The 24,145-nt window shown below is 73.6% G+C and carries 21 protein-coding genes; 17 read left to right on the forward strand and 4 right to left on the reverse strand.

The window, feature by feature from the left end; genetic code table 11:
- Positions 1 to 23 precede the first annotated feature (23 nt).
- From IEZ05_RS14885 to IEZ05_RS14895, 3 genes are all read left to right on the forward strand, one after another.
- A complete protein-coding gene (locus tag IEZ05_RS14885) occupies positions 24 to 995 on the forward strand; it encodes an aldo/keto reductase (RefSeq protein ID WP_189230569.1) in 972 nt (323 codons plus the stop codon).
- Between the two features lie 113 nt (positions 996 to 1,108).
- Positions 1,109 to 1,654, forward strand: coding sequence for a TetR/AcrR family transcriptional regulator (locus IEZ05_RS14890; protein ID WP_189230570.1), 546 nt, complete (start codon positions 1,109 to 1,111; stop codon positions 1,652 to 1,654).
- 3 nt (positions 1,655 to 1,657) lie between these two features.
- Positions 1,658 to 3,190 (forward strand): MFS transporter, encoded by a 1,533-nt coding sequence (locus tag IEZ05_RS14895; RefSeq protein WP_189230571.1) that lies wholly within the window; start codon positions 1,658 to 1,660, stop codon positions 3,188 to 3,190.
- 70 nt (positions 3,191 to 3,260) lie between these two features.
- Here IEZ05_RS14895 and IEZ05_RS14900 read toward each other — a convergent pair whose 3' ends face one another.
- Positions 3,261 to 3,932, reverse strand: a complete 672-nt coding sequence (locus tag IEZ05_RS14900) for a lysophospholipid acyltransferase family protein (protein WP_189230572.1) — start codon at positions 3,930 to 3,932, stop codon at positions 3,261 to 3,263.
- Between the two features lie 580 nt (positions 3,933 to 4,512).
- Between IEZ05_RS14900 and IEZ05_RS14905 the strand changes: the two genes are divergently transcribed.
- The 3 genes from IEZ05_RS14905 to IEZ05_RS14915 all read left to right on the forward strand — a co-directional run bounded on the left by IEZ05_RS14905 (position 4,513) and on the right by IEZ05_RS14915 (position 6,819).
- Positions 4,513 to 5,694, forward strand: coding sequence for a glycerophosphodiester phosphodiesterase (locus IEZ05_RS14905; RefSeq protein WP_189230573.1), 1,182 nt, complete (start codon positions 4,513 to 4,515; stop codon positions 5,692 to 5,694).
- 75 nt (positions 5,695 to 5,769) lie between these two features.
- Positions 5,770 to 6,264 carry a sigma-70 family RNA polymerase sigma factor gene (locus IEZ05_RS14910; RefSeq protein ID WP_189230574.1) on the forward strand — a complete coding sequence of 165 codons (495 nt, stop codon included), beginning with the start codon at positions 5,770 to 5,772 and terminating at the stop codon, positions 6,262 to 6,264.
- A gap of 57 nt (positions 6,265 to 6,321) precedes the next feature.
- On the forward strand, positions 6,322 to 6,819 hold the full coding sequence (locus IEZ05_RS14915) for a GNAT family N-acetyltransferase (RefSeq protein ID WP_189230737.1): 498 nt from the start codon (positions 6,322 to 6,324) through the stop codon (positions 6,817 to 6,819).
- A 30-nt stretch (positions 6,820 to 6,849) separates the two neighbouring features.
- Here IEZ05_RS14915 and IEZ05_RS14920 read toward each other — a convergent pair whose 3' ends face one another.
- Positions 6,850 to 7,278 (reverse strand): hypothetical protein, encoded by a 429-nt coding sequence (locus IEZ05_RS14920; protein ID WP_189230575.1) that lies wholly within the window; start codon positions 7,276 to 7,278, stop codon positions 6,850 to 6,852.
- A 1-nt stretch (position 7,279) separates the two neighbouring features.
- Complete coding sequence (locus IEZ05_RS14925; RefSeq protein WP_189230576.1) at positions 7,280 to 7,639, reverse strand: hypothetical protein; 360 nt, start codon at positions 7,637 to 7,639, stop codon at positions 7,280 to 7,282.
- A gap of 100 nt (positions 7,640 to 7,739) precedes the next feature.
- Between IEZ05_RS14925 and IEZ05_RS14930 the strand changes: the two genes are divergently transcribed.
- The 9 genes from IEZ05_RS14930 to IEZ05_RS14970 all read left to right on the forward strand — a co-directional run bounded on the left by IEZ05_RS14930 (position 7,740) and on the right by IEZ05_RS14970 (position 20,406).
- Entirely contained in the window at positions 7,740 to 8,390 is a 651-nt protein-coding gene (locus tag IEZ05_RS14930; protein ID WP_189230577.1) for an HAD family hydrolase, read from the forward strand.
- Between the two features lie 423 nt (positions 8,391 to 8,813).
- Complete coding sequence (locus tag IEZ05_RS14935; RefSeq protein ID WP_189230578.1) at positions 8,814 to 9,860, forward strand: methionine ABC transporter ATP-binding protein; 1,047 nt, start codon at positions 8,814 to 8,816, stop codon at positions 9,858 to 9,860.
- Positions 9,857 to 10,594 carry a methionine ABC transporter permease gene (locus tag IEZ05_RS14940; protein ID WP_189230579.1) on the forward strand — a complete coding sequence of 246 codons (738 nt, stop codon included), beginning with the start codon at positions 9,857 to 9,859 and terminating at the stop codon, positions 10,592 to 10,594. Before IEZ05_RS14935 ends, IEZ05_RS14940 begins: the two co-directional genes overlap by 4 nt.
- A gap of 76 nt (positions 10,595 to 10,670) precedes the next feature.
- Entirely contained in the window at positions 10,671 to 11,495 is an 825-nt protein-coding gene (locus tag IEZ05_RS14945) for a MetQ/NlpA family ABC transporter substrate-binding protein (RefSeq protein ID WP_189230580.1), read from the forward strand.
- Between the two features lie 138 nt (positions 11,496 to 11,633).
- Positions 11,634 to 12,272, forward strand: a complete 639-nt coding sequence (locus IEZ05_RS14950; RefSeq protein WP_189230581.1) for a GNAT family N-acetyltransferase — start codon at positions 11,634 to 11,636, stop codon at positions 12,270 to 12,272.
- Between the two features lie 117 nt (positions 12,273 to 12,389).
- Entirely contained in the window at positions 12,390 to 13,610 is a 1,221-nt protein-coding gene (gene cbiE, locus IEZ05_RS14955) for a precorrin-6y C5,15-methyltransferase (decarboxylating) subunit CbiE (protein WP_189230582.1), read from the forward strand.
- Between the two features lie 346 nt (positions 13,611 to 13,956).
- Positions 13,957 to 18,090 (forward strand): nicotinate-nucleotide--dimethylbenzimidazole phosphoribosyltransferase, encoded by a 4,134-nt coding sequence (gene cobT, locus IEZ05_RS14960; protein WP_189230583.1) that lies wholly within the window; start codon positions 13,957 to 13,959, stop codon positions 18,088 to 18,090.
- A 239-nt stretch (positions 18,091 to 18,329) separates the two neighbouring features.
- Positions 18,330 to 19,562 (forward strand): uroporphyrinogen-III C-methyltransferase, encoded by a 1,233-nt coding sequence (cobA, locus tag IEZ05_RS14965; RefSeq protein WP_189230584.1) that lies wholly within the window; start codon positions 18,330 to 18,332, stop codon positions 19,560 to 19,562.
- 1 nt (position 19,563) lies between these two features.
- Positions 19,564 to 20,406, forward strand: coding sequence for a TrmH family RNA methyltransferase (locus tag IEZ05_RS14970; RefSeq protein ID WP_189230585.1), 843 nt, complete (start codon positions 19,564 to 19,566; stop codon positions 20,404 to 20,406).
- Positions 20,407 to 20,476: 70 nt separating this feature from the next.
- Here IEZ05_RS14970 and IEZ05_RS14975 read toward each other — a convergent pair whose 3' ends face one another.
- The gene (locus IEZ05_RS14975; protein ID WP_189230738.1) at positions 20,477 to 21,943 is read right to left on the reverse strand and encodes a serine/threonine protein kinase; all 1,467 of its coding nucleotides are present in this window, start codon (positions 21,941 to 21,943) and stop codon (positions 20,477 to 20,479) included.
- Positions 21,944 to 22,458: 515 nt separating this feature from the next.
- On the opposite strand from IEZ05_RS14975, the gene IEZ05_RS14980 reads away from it, so the two are divergent.
- A complete protein-coding gene (locus tag IEZ05_RS14980; RefSeq protein ID WP_189230586.1) occupies positions 22,459 to 22,641 on the forward strand; it encodes a hypothetical protein in 183 nt (60 codons plus the stop codon).
- A 475-nt stretch (positions 22,642 to 23,116) separates the two neighbouring features.
- Positions 23,117 to 24,076, forward strand: coding sequence for a phosphotransferase family protein (locus tag IEZ05_RS14985; protein ID WP_189230587.1), 960 nt, complete (start codon positions 23,117 to 23,119; stop codon positions 24,074 to 24,076).
- Positions 24,077 to 24,145 lie beyond the last annotated feature (69 nt).

A 24,145-nucleotide genomic window follows, 5' to 3' on the forward strand; every position in this document is an offset into this window, starting at 1 on the left:
GAGCCGACCGAACGGAGCCCGCGATGCCCTTCGCCCGTCTCGCCGCCGTGACGACCCCCACCAGCCACATCGGCCTGGGCCTCGCCGCCGTCGGCCGCCCCGGGTACATCAACCTCGGCAGAGAGCGCGACCTCGGCGAGGACCGCAGCGTGGAGGCGATGCGCGAGCGGACCCACGACCTCCTCGACGCCGCCTACGCGCAGGGCGTGCGCTACTTCGACGCGGCCCGGTCCTACGGACGGTCGGAGGAGTTCCTCGCCGCCTGGCTGCGGGAGCGCCCCGACGCGGGCGACGTCGTCGTCGGCAGCAAGTGGGGTTACACCTACACCGCCGACTGGTCCGCCGACGCCGAGCAGCACGAGGTCAAGGACCACGGCGTCGCCACCTACGAGCGTCAGCGCGCCGAGACCGACGCCCTCCTCGGCGACCGGCTCGACCTCTACCAGATCCACTCCCTCACCCCCGACAGCCCGGCCCTCGCCGACGCGAAGCTCCACGCCAAGCTCGCGGAGGCCGCCGCGCGGGGCGTCACCGTCGGCTTCTCCACCAGCGGTCCCGCCCAGGCCGACACCATCCGCGCCGCGCTCGCCGTGACTGTCGACGGCGAGCCACTCTTCCGCACCGTCCAGTCCACGTACAACGTGCTGGACCCCTCCGCCGGACCCGCGCTGGCCGAGGCGCACGACGCCGGGGTCACGGTGATCGTCAAGGAGGGCATGGCCAACGGGCGCCTCGCCGAGCCGTACGCGCCGGACGTCCTGAAGGCCGTGGCCGAGGAGACGACCCTGGGCTGCGACGCGGTCGCCCTCGCGGTGATCCTGCGGCAGCCCTGGGCCGGTGTGGTCCTCTCCGGCGCCGCGACCGTGGGCCAGCTCGGCTCGAACCTGCACGCCGCCGTCGTCGACCTCGACGACGACCAGGTCGCCCGCCTCGCCACCCTGGCCGAGGACCCGCGCGCCTACTGGGAGCGGCGCGGACAGCTGCCCTGGCACTGAGCGGACCCCCGCCCGTGCGACTGCCCCGGCGGCCCGGTGACCCGGCGCCCCGGTGGTGAGTCACACATGCCCACGGTGAGACATTCATGTCTCATGTGGGTTATCGTTGTCTCATGGCCGTCGATCGAGAACAGGTACTGCGCAGCGCCGCGGCCCTGCTGACCCGCAGAGCCACCGCGACCATGGACGAGGTCGCGAGGGCCGCCGGGATCAGCCGGGCCACGCTGCACCGCCACTTCGCCGGGCGCGACGCCCTCGTCCGCGCCCTGGAGGCCCTCGGCATCGCCGAGTGCGAGGCGGCCATCGACGCGGCCCGCCCGGACGACGGGCCCGCGGCGGAGGCGGTGCGCCGGCTCGTGCGGGAGATGGAATCCGCCGCCGGCCTGATCGCCTTCCTCTACACCGAGAACCAGCTGTTCGAGGGCGAGCAGCAGAACGAGGGCTGGGCCCGCATCGACGCCCGGCTCACCGAGCTGTTCCGCCGGGGCCAGGAGAGCGGCGAGTTCCGCATCGACCTCACCCCGGTCTGGCTCACCGAGGCGCTCTACGGCCTGCTGGCCTCCGGCGCCTGGGCGGTGACCGAGGGCCGCGTGGCCCGCAACGACTTCACCCACATGATCGCCGAGCTGCTGCTCGGCGGCGCACTTCGGAGAGAGTGAACCATGACCCGCACCCTGCAGTCGGCGCAGTCGACCGAGGCGGTGAAGCGCCCCGGCCGCTGGCTGGCGCTGTCCGTCCTCGTGCTGGCCGTACTGCTGGTGGCCGTCGACGCGACCGTCCTCGGTCTCGCGACCCCCTACATCAGTGAGGACCTCGCACCCTCCGGCACCCAGCTGCTGTGGATCGGCGACGTCTACTCGTTCGTCATCGCCGGTCTGCTGGTCTCCATGGGCAGCCTCGGCGACCGTATCGGCCGCAAGCGGATCCTGCTGATCGGCGCCACGGCGTTCGGCCTGATATCGGTCCTCAACGCCTACGCCTCCACGCCCGAGCTGATGATCGTCGCCCGGGCTCTGCTCGGCGTCGCCGGCGCCACCCTGATGCCCGCCACCCTCGCCCTGATCCGCAACCTCTTCCACGACCCGCGCGAACGCAGCCTCGCCGTCGGCATCTGGGGCGCCACCGCCTCCGCGGGCACGGCCGTCGGCCCTATCGTGGGCGGTTTCCTGCTGGAGCACTTCTGGTGGGGCTCGGTCTTCCTGATCAACCTGCCCGTGATGGTCGTCCTGGTCCTCGTCGGCATCAAGCTGCTGCCCGAGTCCCGCAACCCGAACCCGGGCCCGTGGGACCTGGCCAGCGTCCTCCTGTCCCTGGTCGGCATGGTCGGCGTCGTGTACGCCGTCAAGGAGGCCGCCGCGCACGGCTTCGGGTGGGCCACGCTCGCCGCGGGCCTGCTGGGCGCCGCCGCGCTGTACGGCTTCGTCCGCCGCCAGCTGACCATGCCGGTCCCGCTGCTCGACATGCGGTTGTTCCGCAGCCGTGGCTTCAGCGGCGCCGTGCTGGCCGACCTGCTGACCATCCTCGGCCTGTCCGGGCTGGTGTTCTTCCTGTCGCAGTACCTGCAACTCGTGCAGGGCAGGCCGCCGTTCGAGGCGGGGCTGGCCGAACTGCCCGCCGCGATCGGCGCGGTGGTGGCCGGTCTGATCGCGGGCCGGGTGGCCCGGCGCTTCTCGGTGCGTGCCGTCGTAGCCGGCGGGCTCGCCGCCGTCGGCCTCGCGCTCGCCGCGCTGACCGTCATCGGTCAGCACACCGGCTACCCGCTGCTCGGCGCGGCCCTGCTGGTGGTCGGCGTCGGCGCCGGGTTCTCGTTCACCGTCACCGCCGACGTGATCCTCTCCAGCGTGCCCAAGGAGCAGGCGGGCTCCGCCTCGGCGGTCTCCGAGACGGCGTACGAACTCGGCGCGGCCCTCGGCATCGCCCTGCTCGGCTCCATCGTGACCGGCGTCTACCGGGACTTCACCGGCCCGGCGGGCACCCCGGCCGCGGCCCACGAGTCGCTCGGCGGTGCGGTGCAGGCCGCCTCCGAGCTGCCCGCGGACACGGCCGGAGCACTGCTGGACGCCGCCCGCCAGTCCTTCGTCGACGGACTGACGCTCGCCTCGGGCGTCGGCGCGGTGGTGCTGCTCGCCGCCGCCGGCGCGGCCTGGTTCCTGCTGCGCGGCCAGCGGCTGGAGGACGGGGCCGAGCACCCGTAGCCGTACGGACGCACGGAGGGCGGGCCACTGGATCAGTGGCCCGCCCTCCGTGCGTGTGCTCCTCGCGCTGTTACGCCGCCTTCGCCTTGCTGGCGTACATGTCCACGTACTCCTGGCCGGACAGGCGCATGACCTCGGTCATCACGGAGTCGGTCACGGCGCGCAGGACGTAGCGGTCGCGGTCCATGCCCTCGTAGCGGGAGAACTCCATCGCCTCGCCGAAGCGGACCGTGACCTTGCCCGGCCGGGGCAGGCCCGCGCCGCCCGGCTGGAGCTTGTCGGTGCCGATCATGGCGAACGGGACGACGGGGGCGCCGGTCATCAGGGTGAGGCGGGCGATACCGGTGCGGCCGCGGTAGAGGCGCCCGTCGGGGGAGCGGGTGCCCTCCGGGTAGATGCCGAACATCCGGCCCTCTTCCAGCACCCGGCGCCCGGTCATCAGCGCCGCGACGCCGCCCCGGCCGCCGTCCCGGTCGACCGGGATCATGCCGACGCCGGTGAAGAACCAGGCCATCAGCCGGCCCTTGAGGCCCTTGCCGGTGACGTACTCGTCCTTGCCGATGAAGACGACCTGCCGGTCGCAGACCAGCGGAAGGATCATCGAGTCGATGAAGGTGAGGTGGTTGCCGGCCAGGATCACCGGACCGTCACCCGGAATGTTCTCCACGCCCTCCACCTGTGGGCGGAACATCAGGCGCATGATCGGGCCGAGCACTGCCTTGATGAGCGCGAAGCGGGACAACGGGTCCTCCGGTGTCGGGGATGCGGTATGAGTCTGTGCAGGTGAGGACATTACTCGCGGCCCAGGGGGTCGCGCACGTCGGGTTCACCGAGGTCTTACCTGGTGTTGACGCGTGTTCACCTGGGAGGCCGTGCCGTCGCACGGCCGTAACGCGGACGGCGGGGTGTGAGGCAACTCGCGTCCGCGGGGAAGGATCCGCCCGCCCACGCTCGCCGCTCGTGCCGTACCGCGCCGTCCTGGTCCACAGGGACCGGCGTCGTTGCTCCTCGGGCGCGGACACCGCCCGGATCGAAGCACACGCGACGCGCCGACCGCGTGAGGCGCGCCGTCGGAGCCGCGCCGCCGGCCCTGTCTCCGTGGCCACGGTCCCGTCGGGCACCGCCGGACGAGCCGCGGCCACCGACCGCGTACCCCGGACCGGCACCCCCAAGCCGACGGCACGTCAGACATCCCGCCCCATCTGCCCCTCCACGCCCGTCCGACATCCCGGGTCACCCGCGTGTTCCGCGGGAGGTCTCCCGCTCGTCATGTACGCGCCCCTACGATCGGCCCGCAGCGACGGTCAACGGCGGGAGGCCCCATGGCAACGCAGGGAACGCAGGAGTCGGACGAGCGGGCGGGCGGCACCGGACGGCGGGCGCTCCTCGGCGCCGCGGTGCTCGGCGCGGGCGGGGCCGTACTGGGCCTGTCCGGCACGGCGAGAGCCGCCGACGCCCGGCACGGCGGCGCGCGGGGCGGGCTGAAGGGCCTGCCCGTCCCCACGGTCATCGGCCACCGCGGCGCCAGCGGCTACCGCCCCGAACACACCCTCGGCTCCTACGAACTGGCTCTGGACATGGGCGCCGACATCGTCGAGGCCGGTGACCTGGTCCCCACCAAGGACGGGTACCTCGTCTGCCGTCACGAACCGGAGATCGGCGGCACCACGGACGTCGCCGACCACCCCGAGTTCGCCGGCCGCAGGCGGACCAAGCTGCTCGACGGCGTCTCCACCACCGGCTGGTTCACCGAGGACTTCACGCTCGCCGAGCTCAAGACGCTCCGCGCCACCGAGCGCATCCCGGCCAACCGCCCGCACAACACCCTCTACGACGGGCGCTGGGAGATCCCCACCTTCGAAGAGGTGCTCCGCTGGCAGGACGAGCAGACCCGCAGGCGCGGCAAGCAGGTCTGGATCTACCCCGAGCTCAAGCACCCCACCTACTTCCGCAAGCTGGGCCTGGGGACGGAGGAGCGCCTCGCGCGGCTGCTGCGCAAGCACGGCAAGGACGGGAAGAACTCGCCCGTCATCATCCAGTCCTTCGAGCCGACCAGCATCCAGCGGATGAACAAGCTCGTCGGCAACCCCCTCGCCGTCCTGCTGTCCGGCGCGAACAGCCGCCCCTGGGACTTCGTCGAGACCGGCGACCCGCGCACGACCGCCGACCTCGTCACGCCCGCGGGCCTGAAGGAGATCGCCTCCTACGCCCAGGGCATCGGCCCCACCCTCGACCTGATCATCCCGAAGGACTCGGCCGGCAGGCTCACCGAGCCCACCACCCTGGTGCGCGACGCCCACCGGGCGGGACTGATCCTGCACCCCTACACGATGCGCAACGAGAACCCCTTCCTGCCCGCGGACTTCCGCAAGGGCTCGGACCCCGACGCCTACGGCGATGCCTTCGGGGCCTTCCGGACGTACTTCGCCACCGGCATCGACGGCGTCTTCACCGACAACCCGGACACCGGCGTGCTGGCCCGCGAGGACTTCGTCAACCGCTGAGCGGCACCACCCCGGTTGGGGTGACGTTCGGCTGCCCGGGGCAACCAACGCCCGGGCGGCCGCGTCGCACTGCATATGACGCACGACCTCGTCGCCTCCCTGCGCCCCCTTCTCACCGCGGAGGCCTCGGCCGAGGCATATGCCACCGGTGCCGAGCCCGGAGATCTGGAACAGGCGGTGTGGCTGCGCCTCCTGGAACGCCTGGAGGCCGACGGCCCGCCCCACGACCCCCACCGCTGGCTGCGCAGCGCCGTCCGCATCGAGGCCCGCCGCAGCCGCCGCGCGGCCCGCGCCGAGCGGCCGTACGAGACCGAACCGGCCGACGCCCTCGAACGCGAGCCCGAGCAGCTCGCCCTCACCGCGGCCCGCCACCGTGCCCTGCGCGACGCCGTGCGACGGCTGCCCGGCCGCTGCCCCCGCCTGATGGAGGCCCTGCTGTCCCCGAAGGACCTCACATACCGGGAGATCGCGGGGGAGTTGGGTATCTCACAGGGCAGTCTTGGCCCGGAACGCTCCAGATGTCTGGGATGTCTTCGGCGATTGCTGACGCCGGAGGTTGCGGCCCGCTGAGGACGGGGATAGGAGTGGGGGACCACAGGTGATCAGGTGAGCGGGAGGCATGCGCACATGGGCATGAGCGTGACCATCTCGGCGGCGACCGAGCAGGATGCCGAGCAGATCTTCCGGCTGCAGTACCTCTGCTTCCAGAGCGAGGCGGCGCTGTACGGCAACTACCGCATCGACCCGCTCGTCCAGACCCTCGACTCCGTGCGCGAAGAGGTCGCCGGCGACTGCGTCTTCGTGGCGCGGCTCGGCGACGAGGTCGTCGGCTCGGTCCGCGGCCGGGTCACCGAGGACGGCGCCGCGTCCATCGGCAAGCTGTGCGTCCACCCCCGCCTCCAGGGCCACGGCATCGGTGCCCGCCTGCTGCGGGCCGCGGAGTCCGCCCTCGCCGAGGAGCGCGGCGCCACGCGCTTCCGTCTGCACACCGGTCACCGCAGCGAGAGCAACCTGCGCCTGTACCGGCGGGTCGGCTACGAGACGGTGGGGACGGCCGAGGGCGCGGACGGCGTCAGGATGATCGTTCTGGAGAAGCCGGCGGGGACGTACGCGACGACGGCGTGAGCCGCGGGCGAGCCCCGGCCGCCCGACGCCTCAGGCGGCGTCCCCGTGAGGGGCGCCCTTCCGCAGCCAGTACAGCGCGGACACCGGCAGGAGCACCGGAATGAAGACGTAGCCCATGCCGAAGTCGGACCACACGGTCGCGTCGGGGAACACCGACGGCTCGGCCATGGTCCACGTCCCCACGGCCAGCACGCCCACCAGCTCGGCGGCGCAGCAGATCCGCGCCGCCCTGCGGGCCGTCTCCCCGCCACGCACCAGGGTGTACGTGATGAAGCCGTAGACGACACCGGCGACGGCCGACAGCGTGTAGGCGAGCGGTGCCCGGTCGAAATCGGTGGCGATCTGGTACGCGGACCGCGACACCGCGCCGACGACCATCACCCCGTACAGCCACACCAGCAGGATCCCGGGCCCGCCGATCAGCCGTGTGCGGGCCGGCTTCTCCTCGGTCGCCGTCATCTCAGCCTCCCCAGATGTCGTACAGCCGCACCTCGAGGACGGCGAGGACCACACCGCCGGCGGCGACCGTCACCGAGCCCCAGCGGGTGCGCTCGGCCAGCGACATGAACCCCGCCGCCGGGACGCAGGCGAAGGCGCCCAGCAGATACGCCACGAAGATCACCGTGCCCTGCTCCGGCTTCTCGCCCCGCGCCAGCTGCACGATCCCGACCGCCAGCTGGATCAGCGCCAGCACCGAGACCGCGGCCATGCCGAGGAAATGCCAGTCCTTCGTCGGCTGGTCACGGTAGGCCGCCCAGCCGCACCAGGCGGCGAGCAGCAGCGCGGCGACTCCGGTCACCGGCGTCAGGACGTCAAGCATGGCAGCGACCCTATTACGCCCCAAAAGGCCCGCCGCGCGCGGCCCCGCCCGTGAGGTGCCCGGCCGGGCACCTCACGGGCGGGGCCGTAGGGTCGAGGGCATGACGATCCACGCCCAGGCCCTGCTGTTCGACAACGACGGAACCCTCGTCTCCTCCCTCGAGTCCGTGCGCCGCTGCTGGACGCGGTGGGCCGGCGAGTACGGGATCATGGCCGAGCGGTTCGCGCAGGTCGAGCTGCACGGACGGCCGGCCGCGGAGATAGCCGCCGACCTGCTGCCCGCCGATGTCGTCCCGGAGGCCGTCGCGCGCATCGAGCACCTGGAGGTCGAGGACGTACCGAACGGCGGTGTGCACCTGCTGCCCGGCACACGGGTCTTCCTCGACGCGCTGCCGGCCGACCGCTGGGCCGTCGTCACCTCCGCGACCAGGCGGCTCGCCGAGGCCCGGCTCGACGCCGTCGGCATCCTCCCCAAGACCCTCGTCGCCGCCGACGACATCACCCGCGGCAAGCCCCACCCCGAGCCCTACCTGCTCGGTGCCCGCGCGCTGGGCGTCGACCCGGCGGCCTGCGTCGTCTTCGAGGACGCGCCCGCCGGACTGCAGGCCGGCCGGGCCGCCGGCATGACCACCGTGGCGTTGGCCACAACCCACCGGGCCGCCGAACTCGACGCCGACCTGGTGGTCGACGACCTCTCGGCCCTGTCCGTCCTGGTCACCGACGGCGGGATCGAGATCTCCGTCCGGCACTGAGTCGCGCCCGTCGTGACCGGCCACCGTCCACCGCTGTCCAGCATCCGGACAGCGGTGTCCGCTGAGAACCACCGGTCTGCTTTACTGATCCGCATGAGCACCACGAGCGACCGCACCCCTGCGACCGAGGCGACGACGACGCCCGGTGCTCGTTGTATGTGCCGAATGTGCGCCTTCTAGAGGGCCCCTGCACCATCTGAGCCTCGCGCCCCGAAGCGAGTGCCGGCTCGTGTCCGCCGCCGCGCCCCGCGCACGCGACCGAGCCACGCCCCGCGCACGTTCTCCCCGGTTCCACCGCCACCGCGCATCGCCACCGCGAGAACCGTGCCGCGTTCCGAAGGTCCCCCGAGAACCCCGAAGAACAACGCCCCCGTGCCCGGCGCCCACACCCGCGCCGCGCACTCGACAGTGACGGAAACCCACGTGATCACCACATCGGGCCTCACGAAGGTCTATCGGTCGCACCGCTCCCGCGGCCGCGAGGTCACCGCCCTGGACGGCGTCGACCTGCACGTCCGCGAGGGCGAGGTGTTCGGCGTCATCGGCCAGTCCGGCGCCGGCAAGTCCTCGCTCATCCGCTGCGTCAACCTCCTGGAGCGCCCCACCTCCGGCACGGTCACCGTCGCCGGTCAGGACCTCACCGCGCTGGCCGGCCGCGGCCCCCGCGCCGGCCGGGAGCTGCGGCAGGCGCGCAGCCGTATCGGCATGGTGTTCCAGCACTTCAACCTGCTGTCCACGCGGACCGTGCAGGACAACGTCGAACTGCCGCTGGAAATCCTCGGCAGGTCCGGGAAGGAACGTTCCCGCAAGGCGCTGGAACTGCTCGACCTGGTCGGCCTCGCCGACAAGGCCAAGTCCTACCCCGCCCAGCTCTCCGGCGGCCAGAAGCAGCGCGTCGGCATCGCCCGCGCCCTGGCCGGTGACCCCAAGGTGCTGCTGTCCGACGAGGCCACCAGCGCACTCGACCCGGAGACCACCCGCTCCATCCTCCAGCTGCTGCGCGACCTCAACCGCGAGCTCGGCCTGACCGTTCTGCTCATCACCCACGAGATGGACGTCGTCAAGAGCGTCTGCGACTCGGCAGCCCTCATGGACCGGGGCCGCATCGTCGAGTCCGGCACCGTCGGCGAGCTGCTGGCCACCCCCGGATCCGAGCTGGCCTCCGCACTCTTCCCGGTCGGCGGTGAGGCGTCGGGCGACGACCGCACCGTGCTCGACGTCACCTTCCACGGCGAGGCCGCCACCCAGCCCGTCATCTCCCAGCTGTCCCGCACCTACAACATCGACATATCGATCCTCGGCGCCGCCATCGACACCGTCGGCGGCCTCCAGATCGGCCGGATGCGCATCGAACTCCCCGGCCGCTACGAGGACAACGTCGTGCCCGTCGGCTTCCTGCGCGAACAGGGCCTGCAGATCGACGTGGTGAACCAGGAACCGTCCCTGCTGGTGAAGGAAGGTGCCAAGTGACCTGGTCCGAGATGCAGCCCCTGCTGGAGCAGGCCTCCTGGGAGACCCTGATCATGGTCGGCTGGTCCACCCTGATCGCCGTGGCCGCGGGCCTCCCGCTCGGCGTTCTCCTCGTCCTCACCGACAAGGGCGGCCTGCTGCAGAACATCGTGGTCAACAAGGTCATCGGCCAGATCGTGAACATCGGCCGCTCGATGCCGTTCATCATCCTCATGGTCGCGCTGATGAGCTTCACCCGCTGGATCACCGGCACGACCATCGGCAGCGAGGCCGCGATCGTGCCGCTCGCCATCGGCGGCATCCCCTTCTTCGCGCGGCTCGTCGAAACGGCCGTCCGCGAGGTCGACGGAGGGCTGGTCGAGGCCGTCCAGTCCATGGGCGGCAACACCTGGACCATCGTCCGCAAGGTCCTGGTCCCCGAGGCGCTCCCGTCGCTGATCGCCGGCACCACCACCACGATCATCGCCCTCATCGGCTACTCGGCCATGGCCGGCACCGTCGGTGGCGGCGGTCTCGGCGACCTCGCCGTCCGCTACGGCTACCAGCGCTTCGAGCCCGCCTTCATGTGGGTCACCGTCGCCCTCCTCGCCGTCGCCATCTCGCTCATCCAGTTCGCCGGCGACTACGCGGCCCGCACCCTGCACCGCCGCGGCGGACGCGGGGGCGGCGCGCCGAAACTGCGGCTGCTCAAGGCCAAGGAGCCCGCGGCGGCCGACGTCAGCAAGGTCGCGTAACCCGCCACGCGTTCCCCCCCCGGACTCCCCGTCGTACCCGAGACGGGGTCGCACCACCTCAGGAAAGGCACTTTTCGTGCGTAACACCGCCAAGATCACCACTGCCGTCCTCGCCGCCGGAGCCCTCACCCTCGGGCTCTCCGCCTGCGGCTCGGACAAGGACGCCTCCGACACCTCCGGCCCGCTGGTCGTCGCCGCGACGCCCGTCCCGCACGCCGAGATCCTCACCTACGTCAAGGACAACCTGGCGAAGAAGGCGGGCCTCGACCTCGAGGTCAAGGAGTTCACCGACTACGTCACGCCGAACACGGCGACGGAGGACGGCTCGGTGGGCGCCAACTACTTCCAGACCGAGCCCTACCTCGCGGACTTCAACAAGAAGAACGGCACGCACCTGAAGTCCGTCGCCTCGGTGCACCTGGAGCCGCTCGGCCTCTACTCCAAGAAGGCCGACAAGGCGGACGACCTGAAGAGCGGCGCGACCATCGCCCTCCCCAACGACACGGTCACCGAGGCCCGCGCCCTGCAGCTGCTCGCCTCCCAGGGCCTGATCACGCTCAAGGACGGCGCGGGCAACTCGGCCACCACCGCCGACATCACCAAGAACCCGAAGAACCTGGAGTTCAAGGAGCTGGAGGCGGCCCAGACCCCGCGTTCCCTGAACGACGTCGACGCGGCGGTCATCAACGGCAACTACGCCCTGGAGGCCGACCTCAAGCCGGCCAAGGACGCCCTCGTCCTGGAGTCCGCCAAGAACAACCCGAACGTCAACCTCCTCGTCGTCAAGGAGGGCCAGGAGGACGACCCGCGGGTCCAGAAGCTCGCGAAGCTCCTCACCTCCCCCGAGGTCAAGAAGTTCATCGAGGACCACTACGCCGGGTCCGTGCTCCCCTCCTTCTGACACCGGGCGAGCCCCGCGCCGCGCACCGGGTTCCCTCCTTCCGCAGGAGTGGGACCCGGTGGTGCGGCTGAGTGCTTTCATGCTGCATGCTGGGCAGTTCAGCAGGCCCTGACGGTCACACAGGTTACGGAGCGGCGCATGACGAGCACCTTCCCCAACATCTCCATCAGCACGGAGCGGTTGGTGCTGCGCCCCCTCGACGAGGACGACGTACCCGCCCTCGCGGCGATGATGAACGACGAGCAGGTCGCCGCGTGGACCCACGTCCCGCAGCCCTTCACCGAACAGGGCGCCCGCACCTGGATCACCGAGTACGCCCCCGCCGAACGCACCGCCGGCCGCGGACTCGACCTCGCCGTCACCGAGTTCCTCACCCAGCGGCTGGTCGGCATCGTCCAGCTCACCAAGACCAACTGGCACGTACGGTCCACCGAGCTGTCGTACATCATCGCCCCCTGGGCCCGCGGCGAGGGCTACGCCTCCGAAGCGGCGCTCGCCACCGCGCAGTGGCTCTTCGGCGACCAGAAGTTCGAGCGCATCGAGCTGCGCACCGCGGCCGACAACACCGCTTCCCAGCAGGTCGCCCAGAAGATCGGCTGCATCAGCGAGGGCGTCCTGCGCAACGCCTGCATAGCGCGCATGCGCACCGACGACGGCACCTGGACCGACGTACGCACCGACTTCATCGTGTGGAGCCTGCTGCCCGAGGACCTCGAGGGCGCGGCGGAGCAACTGGCCGACAGTGACGGTTTCACCACCTTCACCGACTGGAACTGACCTGGGGGACGGCGGCGCCACCACCACGCCCCGAGCCGCACCAGGTACCCTCACGGAGCCCGCCCACGAGCGGATTCCGCGACCACGACCTGCGAAGACCCCTGGAGACTGACGACGATGGCCGACCGGGTCACGGTGATCGGCTGGGACGGTTCGCCGCTGACCGCCGCGGCACGCGCAGCCCTGGGCGCCGCCACGCTGGTGGCCGGCGCCGCACACCACCTCGCGCTCCCCGAAGTGCCGCCCGCCGCCGAACGCATCCGGCTCGGCAGCGTCGCCCTCGCCGCCCGCCGCATCGCCGCCCACCGGGGCACGGCGGTCGTCCTCGCCGACGGCGACCCCGGCTTCTTCGGCGTCGTCCGCACCCTGCGCGCGCCCGAGTTCGGCCTCGAGGTCGAGGTCGACCCCGCCGTCTCCTCCGTGGCCGCCGCCTTCGCCCGCGCCGGCATGCCCTGGGACGACGCCCATGTGGTGGTCGCCCACCCCCGTACGCTGCGCCGCGCCGTGAACGTATGCCGGGCCCACAGCAAGGTCGCGGTCCTCACCTCCCCGGGCGCCGGACCCGCCGAACTCGGCCTCCTGATGGAGGGCATCCACCGCACCTTCGTCATCTGCGAGGAACTCGGCACCGCCCGCGAGCAGGTCACCGTCGTCACCTCCGACAAGGCCGCCGACCACACCTGGCGCGACCCGAACGTCGTCATCGTCGTCGGCGGCGCCACCGGCCCGGGCACCCCGTCCGACGGGAGCGGCTGGATCGCCGGCCGGGACCCCGCCACCGGGCCGCGCGGCTGGTCGCTGCCCGCCGAGGCCTACGGCGGCGAACTCGGCGAGGGCGAGACCGAACTGCTGCGCACGGCCCAACTCGCCCGGCTCGGGCCGCGCCTCGGGGACCTCGTGTGGGACATCGGCTGCGGCAGCGGAGCCTTCGCCACCGAGGCCGCGCGCGGCGGCGCCGCCGTCATCGCCGTCGACCGCGACCGGGACGCCTGCGCCCGTACCGAGGCCACCGCACGGCACTTCGGCGTCCAGCTCCAGACCGTGCACGGCACCGCCCCGCACGTCCTGGAGAACCTCCCCGAACCGGACGTCGTCCGCGTCGGCGGCGGGGGAGCGGCCGTCGTCTCCGCGGTCGCCGACCGCCGGCCGCAGCGCATCGTCGCCCACGCGGCGACCCGCGACGCCGCCGAACTCGTGGGCAGGGACCTGTCGGAGCACGGTTACCGCGTCGAGTGCGCCCTGCTGCAGTCCGTCGGACTCGACACCCGCGCCTGGACGGAGACGGAGCGGAGCGTCGCGTTCCTGCTCAGCGGGGTACTGCCCGACCGCGCCCCGTGATCGGATCGTCGTACCGCGCGGGGTAGGCTGGCGGATTGTTGTACCGCACTCGGACACCGGACGCTTCGTCGTCCAATGTCCTGAAAACCCGCCAGTTTTGGGCGGCGTGTGGTACGGCAGAACCGGAGGACGCGCAACGTGGCGCAGTCCACAGCGGGCCGTCGCGGATCAAGCTGTCGTGACGGGGGAACGACCGCGACAATGCCACTCAATGGCTTTGTCGTCTTTTCCGGCGGGTCGTTCGTGCCGCTGGGCACGCACGCTCGTTCTTCACTACGGGGCGGTCGGTGCGCCGTCCCGGGTGAGCTGGTCGTAGAAGCACTAACCGATGGGCGAGGGGTTACGCATGACCGACACCGGCCAGATCCCGGGCGAGGGGCTGCCGGAGAACTCAGGCATGGTGGAGCAGCCGGGCGTCCCCGCATCCGGCGCGTACACCTACCTCTCCGAGACCACCGCCGAGGACGAGGACCTCCTGCTGCTGCCGGGTGCCCAGAGCGCCTGGGGCAACGAGGTCGCGCCGCCCGCGCCGGAGCCGGTCGTCGAGACCGTGCACCAGCCGGGTCCGCACGAGATGTCCGGCCGCGACAGCGGTTCGGTCGACCTCGGCGGCGTCCGCCTGCCGGAACCGGCCGCGGAGCCCACGGCCGCGCCGTCCCCGCCGCGCCGGCCCCTGCACCTCGGTCCGCCGATCCCCGACACCTCCGCCAGCCCCGTCCGCTCCCTCGCCGACCGGGGCCCCGCCGACATGCCGGTGCGGCACGCCGGACCGCCGACCGTCGGCCCCGAGTACCTCGACGTCCCGCAGGCCGCCGCGATGCCTCCGCAGGGGGCTGCGCCCTGGGGCGCGCAGGCGGCCCCGTCGAGCGCCGGGGCGGCGCCTGCGGAAACGGTTGTTCCGGTACCGGAGCAGCGTCCCGAGCCGGTGGGTGCGGCCCAGGCACTCGTCACCCGCGTGGCGACGGAGGCCGTGGCGGCGACCGGCGCCGTCCCGACGCCGGGGGAGACCGGTGAGGCCGAGGCCCCGGCCGAGGGCGCCGGTGAGCCCGGAGCCGAGGCGGATACGCAGTCCGTGCCGGGTGACGGGACGGCCCCCGCGACGGGCGACGTGCCTGAGACCTACGGTGTCCTTGAGACCGATGATGCCCAGGAGACCGACGGTGCGCTCGGGGCCGGAGATGTGCCGGGAGCGGTGGCCGCACAGGAGCCGCCCGCACAGGAGCCCGGTGCCGTGCCGGCCCCTGAGGCGCTCGTGCCCGAGTCCGAGCCGGCTCCCGAGCCGGTTGCTCCTGAGTCCGAGCCGGTCGCCGAGGTTCCCGAGGCCGGTGCCGAGGCCGTGCCGGGACCGGAGGCCGACCAGACCGCCGCCGTGCTGTCCGCGCCGGAGGCCGGCGTCGAGCAGCCCGGCGCCTCGGAGCCTGCTCCCATACTGGTGCCGGGTGAGGGCGTGGCGGCCCCCGAGGTGCCCGTGTCCGAGCCCGCCGCGGGTGCAGAGGTGCCCGCGTCCGACTCCGCCCCGGCTTCCGAAGGCGTCGCCCCGTCCGAGCCGGCTCCCGAGCCCGAGCCCGTCGTCGAGGCGCTCGCGCCCGAGTCCGAGCCGGTTCCCGAGGCGCTCGCGCCCGAGTCCGAACCGGCTCCCGAGGCGCTCGCTCCCGAGTCCGTGCCGGCTCCCGAGTCGGTCGCTCCTGAGTCCGTGCCGGTCGCCGAGGTTCCCGAGGCCGTGCCGGCACCGGAGGCCGACCAGGCCGCCGCCGTGCTGTCCGCGCCGGAGGGCGGCGTCGAGCAGCCCGGCGCCTCGGAGCCTGCTCCCATACTGGTGCCGGGTGAGGGCGTGGCGGCCCCCGAGGTGCCCGCGTCCGAGCCCATGCCGACCCCCGACGCGCCCGCGCCCGCCGCGGAAGTCGCCGAGCCGGCCGTGGCGGACGAGGCCGAGCCGATCGCCGAGCCGACGGAAGAGCCCGCGTCCCCGTCGTCCCCGGCCGTGGACCAGACCCGGTCCGTGGAGCCGACCCCGGTCGCCGAGCCGGCCCCGACTGTCGCCCCGCCCGTGGCGGCCGAGCCGGCCCCGTCGGCAGAGCCCGTCGTCCCGGCGGAGCCGAGCCCGACCGCCGAGCCCGTCGCCCAGGCCGAACCGACCGCGACCACCGAGCCGGCCCCGGCCCCCGCGCCGCAGCACCCCCAGCCCGCCGAAGCGCTCGCACCCGAGGACGCCCAGGCCCCCGCCGTGCCCGGACCCACCCCGGAGGCACCCGCGGACCCGACGGCCGCCCCCGCGTTCGTCGCCGAGGAGGCCGAGGAGGCCGCCGCCGTGCAGGACCACCTCGCGCAGCCGCACCCGGAACCGCCGCACACCGCCCAGGGCCCCCAGTCCCTGCCGGACACCGACGCGACGCCGCAGACGCACGCGGCCACGACGCAGCCCGCAGCCCCGGCGGAGGCCCCGGTGCCCCACCCGGACCAGCCGGTGGGCCGGTTCGTGCCGGTCGGCGACGGCCAGGTGCCCACCACCCCGCACCTCGCCCCGACCCCGCCCGAGGCCCTCGTCCTCCCCCCGGAGGCCCAGGAGGCCCAGGAGGCCCAGGAGGCACCGGCCCAGGACGCCGTCGCAGACGTCCCCGCCCCGCGCGAGGCCGACGCCGAACTCGTACAGAACGCCGACGACCTGGACACCCGGGACGCCGGACAGGAAGACCAGGAAGACCCGCACGTGAGCACGGCCGCAGAGGCAGACGTACGACAGTCCACCGGCCCGGCCGCGCCCCCCTACGACGACGCCGAACGCGAGGCCGTCCTGAAGGTCATGCGGGAACGCCGGGACATCCGCAACGGCTTCCGCAGCGACCCCATTCCGCACGAGGTGCTGCTCCGCGTCCTGGAGGCCGCCCACACCGCGCCCTCCGTCGGCCACTCGCAGCCCTGGGACTTCGTCGTCATCCGCTCCGCCGACACGCGGCGCGCGATGCACGAACTGGCGATGCGTCAGCGCGACGCGTACGCGAAGTCCCTCCCCAAGGGCCGGGCCAAGCAGTTCAAGGAACTGAAGATCGAGGCCATCCTCGACACCCCGGTCAACATCGTCGTCACCGCCGACCCGACCCGCGGCGGACGGCACACCCTGGGCCGGCACACCCAGCCGCAGATGGCGCCGTACTCCTCCGCGCTCGCCGTCGAGAACCTCTGGCTCGCCGCCCGCGCCGAGGGCCTCGGCGTCGGCTGGGTCAGCTTCTTCGACGAGCGCGAGATGGTCCGCGCCCTCGGCCTGCCCGAGCACCTGGAGGTCGTCGCCTACCTGTGCGTCGGGTACGTCGACGAGTTCCCGGACGAGCCCGAGCTGATGCAGGCCGGCTGGTCCAAGCGCCGCCCGCTGTCGTGGGTCGTCCACGAGGAGACGTACGGCCGCCGTGCCCTGCCCGGCGAGGCCCCGCACGACCTGCTCGCCGAGACCGTCGCGCAGATCCGCCCGCTGGACGCCAAGGCGCTCGGCGAGGCCTGGGAGCGCCAGAAGCGCATGACCAAGCCGGCCGGCGCGCTCGGCATGCTGGAGATCATCTCCGCGCAGCTGTCCGGGCTTTCCCGGCAGTGCCCGCCGCCCATCCCGGAGCCCGCGGCCGTCGCCGTCTTCGCCGGTGACCACGGAGTGCACGCCCAGGGCGTCACGCCGTGGCCGCAGGAGGTCACCGCCCAGATGGTGGCCAACTTCCTGGGCGGGGGAGCGGTCTGCAACGCCTTCGCCACCCAGGTCGGCGCCGAGGTCTGCGTGGTGGACGTCGGTGTCGCCGCCGACCTGCCCGCCACCCCCGGTCTGCTGCCCCGCAAGGTCCGCGCCGGCACCTCCGACATGACCACCGGCCCCGCGATGACCCGCGAGGAGGCCGTGCAGGCCATCGAGGTGGGCATCGAGACCGCCCGCGACCTGGTCGCGGCCGGCAACAAGGCGCTCCTGACCGGCGAGATGGGCATCGCGAACACCACCGCGTCCGCCGCCCTGATCTCCGTGTTCACGGGCGCCGACCCCGCCGAGGTCACGGGCCGCGGCACCGGCATCAACGACGAGACGCTGGCCCGCAAGACGGAGGTTGTGCGCCGCGCGCTGGACCTCCACCAGCCTGACCCGGCCGACCCCATCGGCGTGCTCGCGGCGATCGGCGGCTTCGAGCACGCGGCCATCGTCGGCCTGCTGCTCGGCGGCGCCTCCCTGCGCACCCCGGTGATCCTGGACGGCGTCAGCGCCGGCGCCGCCGCACTCGTCGCCCGCGCGATCGCCCCCGAGGTCCTCGCGGCTTGCATCGCCGGTCACCGCAGCGCCGAGCCCGGCCATGTCGCCGCGCTCAACAAGCTGGGCCTGCGCCCCCTGGTCGACCTCGACCTCCGCCTCGGCGAGGGCACCGGCGCGCTGCTCGCCCTGCCGATGGTGCAGAGCACGGCGCGGGCGATGCACGAGGTGGCGACGTTCGACTCCGCGGGCGTCACCGAGAAGTAGCCGTCGCACGGCTGGGGGACCGGGACCACACTCCCGGTCCCCCAGCCGAGCCGTCGACCTGTCGACCTGTCGACTCCCGCGGTCGTGGGCACCCGTCCGCAGGGCGGAACGGCTGGGCACAACCGCCCACGGCCCGCACCGGCAACGCAGTCCAACCACCGGACCACCTGGGCCCCACGGGCCACCCCGCCATAAAATCCGCACGTCAGCGCCACCGCCGCAAGAGGAGCCGTCCCCTCATGGCCGAACACCCCGCCTACCCCGTAGGCCTCCGCCTCACCGGCCGCCGTGTGGTCGTCCTCGGCGGCGGACAGGTCGCCCAGCGCCGCCTCCCGGCCCTCATCGCCGCGGGCGCGGACATCCGCCTCGTCTCCCCCGAGGCGACTCCCTCGGTCGAGGCCATGGCGGACGCGGGCGAGCTCACCTGGGAGAAGCGCCCGTACGCCGAAGGGGACCTCGCCGACGCCTGGTACGCCCTGATCGCCACCAGCGACACCACCGCCAACACCGCGGCCTCCGCCGAGGCCGAACGGCACCGCGTGTGGTGCGTCCGCTCCGACGACGCCGACGCGGCCACCGCCTGGACGCCGGCCACCGGCACCAGCGAGGGCGTGACGGTCGCCGTGCTCACCACCGACGCCCGGGGCCGCGATCCCCGCCACACCGCCGCCATCCGCGACGCGGTCGTGGAGGGCCTGCGCGACGGCACCCTCGTCGCCCCGCACCACCGCACCCGCACCCCCGGCGTCGCCCTGGTCGGCGGCGGCCCGGGCGACCCGGACCTGATCACCGTCCGCGGCCGCCGCCTGCTCGCCGAGGCCGACGTCGTCATCGCCGACCGGCTCGGCCCCCGCGACCTGCTCGCCGAGCTGCCGCCGCACGTCGAGGTCATCGACGCGGCGAAGATCCCCTACGGCCGGTTCATGGCGCAGGAGGCCATCAACAACGCGCTGATCGAGCACGCCAAGCAGGGCAAGTCGGTCGTACGGCTCAAGGGCGGCGACCCGTTCGTCTTCGGCCGGGGCATGGAGGAGGCGCAGGCGCTGGCCGAGGCGGGCATCGCGTGCACCGTCGTCCCCGGCATCTCCAGCTCCATCTCGGTCCCCGGCGCGGCCGGCATCCCGGTCACCCACCGGGGCGTCGCCCACGAGTTCACCGTGGTCAGCGGGCACGTCGCCCCCGACGACGAGCGCTCCCTGGTCGACTGGCCGTCCCTCGCGAAGCTGACCGGCACGCTGGTGATCCTCATGGGCGTCGACAAGATCGGCCGGATCGCCGAGACCCTCGTCGCGCACGGCAGGTCGCCCGAGACCCCGGTCGCCCTGGTCCAGGAGGGCACGACCGCCGCCCAGCGCCGGGTCGACGCCACCCTCGCCACGGTCGCCGAGACGGTCGTCGCCCAGGAGATCAAGCCCCCCGCGGTCATCGTCGTCGGCGACGTCGTCAACCAGGGACCGCAGGGAACCGTGTGACATGGCCGAACCCATCACCCTCCACGACCCCGACGACCCCCGTCTGCACGACTACACGAACCTGACCGACGTCCAGCTCCGCCGCCGGCGCGAACCCGCCGAGGGCCTGTTCATCGCCGAGGGCGAGAAGGTCATCAGGCGGGCCGCCCAGGCGGGCTACGCGATGCGGTCGATGCTGCTGTCGGCCAAGTGGGTCGACGTCATGCGCGACGTCATCGACGCCACCCCCGCCCCGGTGTACGTGGTGGACCCCGCGCTCGCCGAACAGGTCACCGGCTACCACGTGCACCGCGGCGCCCTCGCCTCCATGCGGCGCGAACCGCTGCCCACGGTGTCCGACCTGCTGCGCGCGACGCCCGCGCACGGACGGGGAGAGGGCACGGTCCGCCGCGTCGCCGTCTTCGAGGACATCGTCGACCACGCCAACGTCGGCGCCGCCTTCCGCAACGCCGCCGCCCTCGGCGTCGACGCGGTCCTCCTCACCCCGCGCTGCGCGGACCCGCTCTACCGGCGGTCCGTGAAGGTGTCGATGGGCGCCGTCCTCCAGGTGCCGTGGACCCGCCTGGAGTCCTGGCCGGCGGACATCGACACGCTGCGCTCCGAGGGCTTCACGGTCGCCGCGCTCTGCCTGAGCGACCGAGCCGTCACCCTCGACGAACTCGCCGCGAAGCAACACGGGAAACTCGCCCTGCTCTTCGGCACGGAGGGCACCGGCCTCACCCCCGGGGCGCTCGCCGCGGCCGACGAGCACGTGCGCATCCCGATGGACGCCGGCGTCGACTCCCTCAACGTGGCAGCCGCCTCGGCGGTCGTCTTCTACGTCACCCGCCCGGGACCAGCCTGACCCCTGCCGCCCCCGGCAGCGCCGGGCCGTGCGGCGCGGGGCGTGGCGACGACGACCCGGACCGGGCGGATCAGAGCCCGGACGTCCCCAGTCCCGGCGCGTCGGCGCGCACGTCGACCCGCTCCTGCTGAGCCCGTACCCCGCCCCGCTCGTCACCGAGACCCCGGGACGGCCCCTGGCACCCCTGCGCGGCGGCGATACCCAGGGCGACCAGCAGCGTCACCACCACGAACACGGTCAGCCGCTGTCGCAGCAGCCGCGGATTCGCGGGACGCAGCCGGGTCCCCGTGGTCCTCTGACCCGGACGGCCGGACCCGCGCGACCCGGGCCGGCTGCCGCCGGAGCGGGTGCCGTTGCGCCCGGTGTCGCGGGAGGCGGGTGTGGGCCGCGCCCCCGACCGGGATCCCGCGCGGCCGCCGCGCGCGGCACCGCCGCGGGACGTGCTGTCGCCCCGGGCGGACGAGCCCCCGCGTGACGGCACGTCACCGCGTGAGGAGGGGCCTCTGCCGCGCGCGGGCGTGGCGCCCCGCGCGGGCGTACCGCCCCGGGAACCCGAGGGACCCCGGGGCGCGGGAGTGCCCTGACCGCCCGGCTGCCCCTGCGGGCGCCGCTGGACACGCTCCCGCTCCGGATAGGTGTCGGCGAGCTGTCCCGTGGGCCGGTCCGTCTCCGCGGAACGCGGCGCTGGCGGCCGTACGTCGGCGATCCCCTGGGCCTCCCGGGCGGCGATCTCCTTGAGCCGCAGGGACAGCTGGAGGGTGCTCGGCCGCTCGTCGGGGTCCTTCGCCAGGCACGCCCGGACCAGCGGCGCCAGCGCGTCCGGGACCCCGTGGAGCTGGGCCTCCTCGTGCACCACGCGGTACAGCATCACCTCGGAGCTGCCGTGCCCGAAGGGCGAGTCGCCCATCGAGGCGTACGCCAGCGTGGCACCCAGCGAGAACACGTCCGTGGCCGGAGTGACAGCCGCCCCGCGCACCTGTTCCGGCGCGAGGAAGCCGGGCGAGCCGACCGCCGTGCCGACGTGCGTGAGCGTCGAGGCACCCGTCGCCCAGGCGATGCCGAAGTCGATGATCCGCGGCCCCTTCGGGGACAGCAGGATGTTGGACGGCTTCAGGTCCCGGTGCACGACCCCCGCCTCGTGCACGGCGACCAGGCCCTCGGACAGGGCGGCCCCGACGGCGGCGACGTCCGCCGCACCGAGCGGACCCTCGTCGACGACCTTGTCGTGCAGGGACGGCCCGGGGACGTACTGCGTCGCGAACCAGGGCCGGTCCGCGTCCAGGTCCGCGGCGACCAGCCGCGCGGTGCACCCGCCGCGGATCCGCCGGGCCGCCGACACCTCGCGGGCGAACCGGGACCGGAACTCCTGGTCCTCCGCGAGGTCCGGCCGGATGACCTTCAGCGCGACCCGTTGCCCCTTCTTGTCGGAGCCCAGGTAGACCACGCCCATACCGCCCGCGCCGAGCCGCCTGTGAAGCCTGAACGAGCCGACGACGCGCGGGTCCTCGCGCCTCAGGCGCATCATCGCCATGTTCATCCCCGCTGCCCGGTCCCTGTGACGTGCCACAGCTTACGTTTCCACGGCCGCCCGCGCGCAGAGGCCGCGCCCTCTGCTCCCGAGGGATTGTCGGTACGGGGTGCGAGAGTTGAAGGTCGGTCAGACCCCCGGGGGGCATGCGCGCCCGGCCCAGCCGGTAATCCCAACCGCCGGGCACGGACGGGGGATTGGTCCACGGGAGAACGATCATGCGAGTCGGCGCCCCCGGCCGGTGTCGAGACCACGAGCCGAGCGTCGCGCACGTGATCGAAGTCACCGGACGGCGGGTGACCCTTCCGGGAAGACCCCGAACCGTACGGGCCGGTCTCCACCCAGGGGAGTACACCGCGGCGGACGGCTCATCCTCCGGGAGGCCCGGCAATCGGTACGAGGGCATGACGCCCGGTGGTTCCCGGGCGCCTAGATTTGAGGTCAAGCGGCGGGTGCAGCACTCGTCCCCCGAGGTCAGACGCCCGCCGCTGCCAAAGACAACGGAATCGGTCAGGAGAGGGACCATGGCCCAGACGGCACCGCGGACACTGCTCCGCACACGGGAACAGCGCCGTCAGGGACGTCGTCACCCCGTGGTGGCGACGCTCATGGCCCTGCCCCTGGCGGTCCTGCTCCTCCTCGTCTTCGACGGGTGGGAGACAGTGGCCACACAGGCGTCGTCCGTGGGTGTGATGCTGGGGCGCTGAGAAGCGACCCCCAGGCCCGGAAGAGCGGTCCGGGCGGGGACATCCATCCATGAAACCCCGTGGGGACGGGGGTGCGGCGGACGGCAAAATGCCGGCGCAGCTGGGGAGCTGCGCCGGCATTGCTTTTCCCGCCAGAACCACGCCGGCCCACCCGACCGCCCCCGCGCACAGCCGCGGCCCGCCGTACGGCCGTAGCCCACCCCGCCCTCCCGCGCAGCTGCGGGCAGTCGTGCCTCCCCCAGTGCCTGAACGGCCTGGGAGGTACCCCCAGGGGCGGTACGGGTGGGCGGTGGGGGAGGAGGCACCCCGACAGCGCCGGGCCGCGCGCCACCCCCGCCCCGCACCCACGCCGGTCACCCGATGACGCCGGGCCACGCGACCCACCCCGGCCCCGCACCCACACCGGTCACCCGATGACGCCGGGCCACGCACCTCACCCTGACCGAGCCACCGAGGCACCCGTACCCTCACCCCCGTGACCCCCGACGCCCTCCTCCCCGCCCTGACGGCCCACGCCAGAGCAGCCGCGCACGCCCCCGCCCTCCCACCCACCCCCTGCCCCTGTGGCGCAGCCACCCTCGCGGACCGCCCCGACGCCACCGTCGTCCGCCACGCCGGCACCGTCGCCAAGGCCCACGCCGCCGACGCCGACCCGGCCCGGCTGGCACTCCGGGTCACCATCGCCGCCCGTTTCCCCGGCATCCTGCTCCCCCCACTCCACCCCACCCCCACCGACCTGCACGGACGGCTCGTCACCCACTGGCCCTACGGCACCCCCGTCGACCCCGACGCCCCGGACGCCGCGCCCTGGGAGGCCGCCGCCACCCTCCTCGCCCGCCTCCACCGCGCCCCGTCCCCCGTCGCGGGGACACCCGTCATGCGCGGCCCCGAAAAGGCGGCCCACGCCATCGCCCGGCTGCGGACCACCGCCCCGCACCACCCGGGCACCGCCCCCGTGCTCCGGGCCTGGGCCGCGCTCCCCGCCTGGGCACGCGGCGAGGCCGCCATGCCGGACACCACCACCCTCTGCCACGGCGACCTCCACCTCGGCCAGCTCGTACGCCACCCCGCCCCCGACGGCCCCTGGCTGCTGATCGACGTGGACGACCTGGGCGTGGGCGTGCCCGCCTGGGACCTGGCCCGGCCGGCGGCCTGGTACGCCTGCGGGCTGCTCCCGTCCGACGAGTGGGACCGCTTCCTGACCGCCTACCGCGCGGCGGGCGGCCCGGCCGTCCCGCCGGACGGCGACCCCTGGCCCGCCCTGGACGTGCCGGCGCGTGCCCTCACCGCACAGACCGCGGCCCGCGCCCTGACCAAGGCCGCCGCGGCCGGCCGCGCCCTGGACGAGGTGGAACACTCCCTGGTCGACGCCTGCGCGCGGATGGGCGCCGTCACCCCTGCCGCCCCCGCCCCGCCTTCCTCCCCGCCGAGTTGAGCCGAGGTTTCCCGAAGTAGGGTGCAACCGACCGCCGCCGGACAGAGTCTGTCCTGGCGATACGCGAAG

Source organism: Streptomyces flaveolus, from assembly GCF_014648815.1.
Classification (GTDB): domain Bacteria; phylum Actinomycetota; class Actinomycetes; order Streptomycetales; family Streptomycetaceae; genus Streptomyces; species Streptomyces flaveolus.

Excerpts from the sequence above, each read along its gene's own strand:
- IEZ05_RS14885 (WP_189230569.1), top strand. The coding sequence starts at position 24 with ATGCCCTTCGCCCGTCTCGCCGCCGTGACGACCCCCACCAGCCACATC.
- IEZ05_RS14890 (WP_189230570.1), top strand. The coding sequence starts at position 1,109 with ATGGCCGTCGATCGAGAACAGGTACTGCGCAGCGCCGCGGCCCTGCTG.
- IEZ05_RS14895 (WP_189230571.1), top strand. The coding sequence starts at position 1,658 with ATGACCCGCACCCTGCAGTCGGCGCAGTCGACCGAGGCGGTGAAGCGC.
- IEZ05_RS14905 (WP_189230573.1), top strand. The coding sequence starts at position 4,513 with ATGGCAACGCAGGGAACGCAGGAGTCGGACGAGCGGGCGGGCGGCACC.
- IEZ05_RS14910 (WP_189230574.1), top strand. The coding sequence starts at position 5,770 with ATGACGCACGACCTCGTCGCCTCCCTGCGCCCCCTTCTCACCGCGGAG.
- IEZ05_RS14915 (WP_189230737.1), top strand. The coding sequence starts at position 6,322 with ATGGGCATGAGCGTGACCATCTCGGCGGCGACCGAGCAGGATGCCGAG.
- IEZ05_RS14920 (WP_189230575.1), bottom strand. The coding sequence starts at position 7,278 with ATGACGGCGACCGAGGAGAAGCCGGCCCGCACACGGCTGATCGGCGGG.
- IEZ05_RS14925 (WP_189230576.1), bottom strand. The coding sequence starts at position 7,639 with ATGCTTGACGTCCTGACGCCGGTGACCGGAGTCGCCGCGCTGCTGCTC.
- IEZ05_RS14930 (WP_189230577.1), top strand. The coding sequence starts at position 7,740 with ATGACGATCCACGCCCAGGCCCTGCTGTTCGACAACGACGGAACCCTC.
- IEZ05_RS14950 (WP_189230581.1), top strand. The coding sequence starts at position 11,634 with ATGACGAGCACCTTCCCCAACATCTCCATCAGCACGGAGCGGTTGGTG.
- cbiE (WP_189230582.1), top strand. The coding sequence starts at position 12,390 with ATGGCCGACCGGGTCACGGTGATCGGCTGGGACGGTTCGCCGCTGACC.
- cobT (WP_189230583.1), top strand. The coding sequence starts at position 13,957 with ATGACCGACACCGGCCAGATCCCGGGCGAGGGGCTGCCGGAGAACTCA.
- cobA (WP_189230584.1), top strand. The coding sequence starts at position 18,330 with ATGGCCGAACACCCCGCCTACCCCGTAGGCCTCCGCCTCACCGGCCGC.
- IEZ05_RS14970 (WP_189230585.1), top strand. The coding sequence starts at position 19,564 with ATGGCCGAACCCATCACCCTCCACGACCCCGACGACCCCCGTCTGCAC.
- IEZ05_RS14975 (WP_189230738.1), bottom strand. The coding sequence starts at position 21,943 with ATGAACATGGCGATGATGCGCCTGAGGCGCGAGGACCCGCGCGTCGTC.
- IEZ05_RS14980 (WP_189230586.1), top strand. The coding sequence starts at position 22,459 with ATGGCCCAGACGGCACCGCGGACACTGCTCCGCACACGGGAACAGCGC.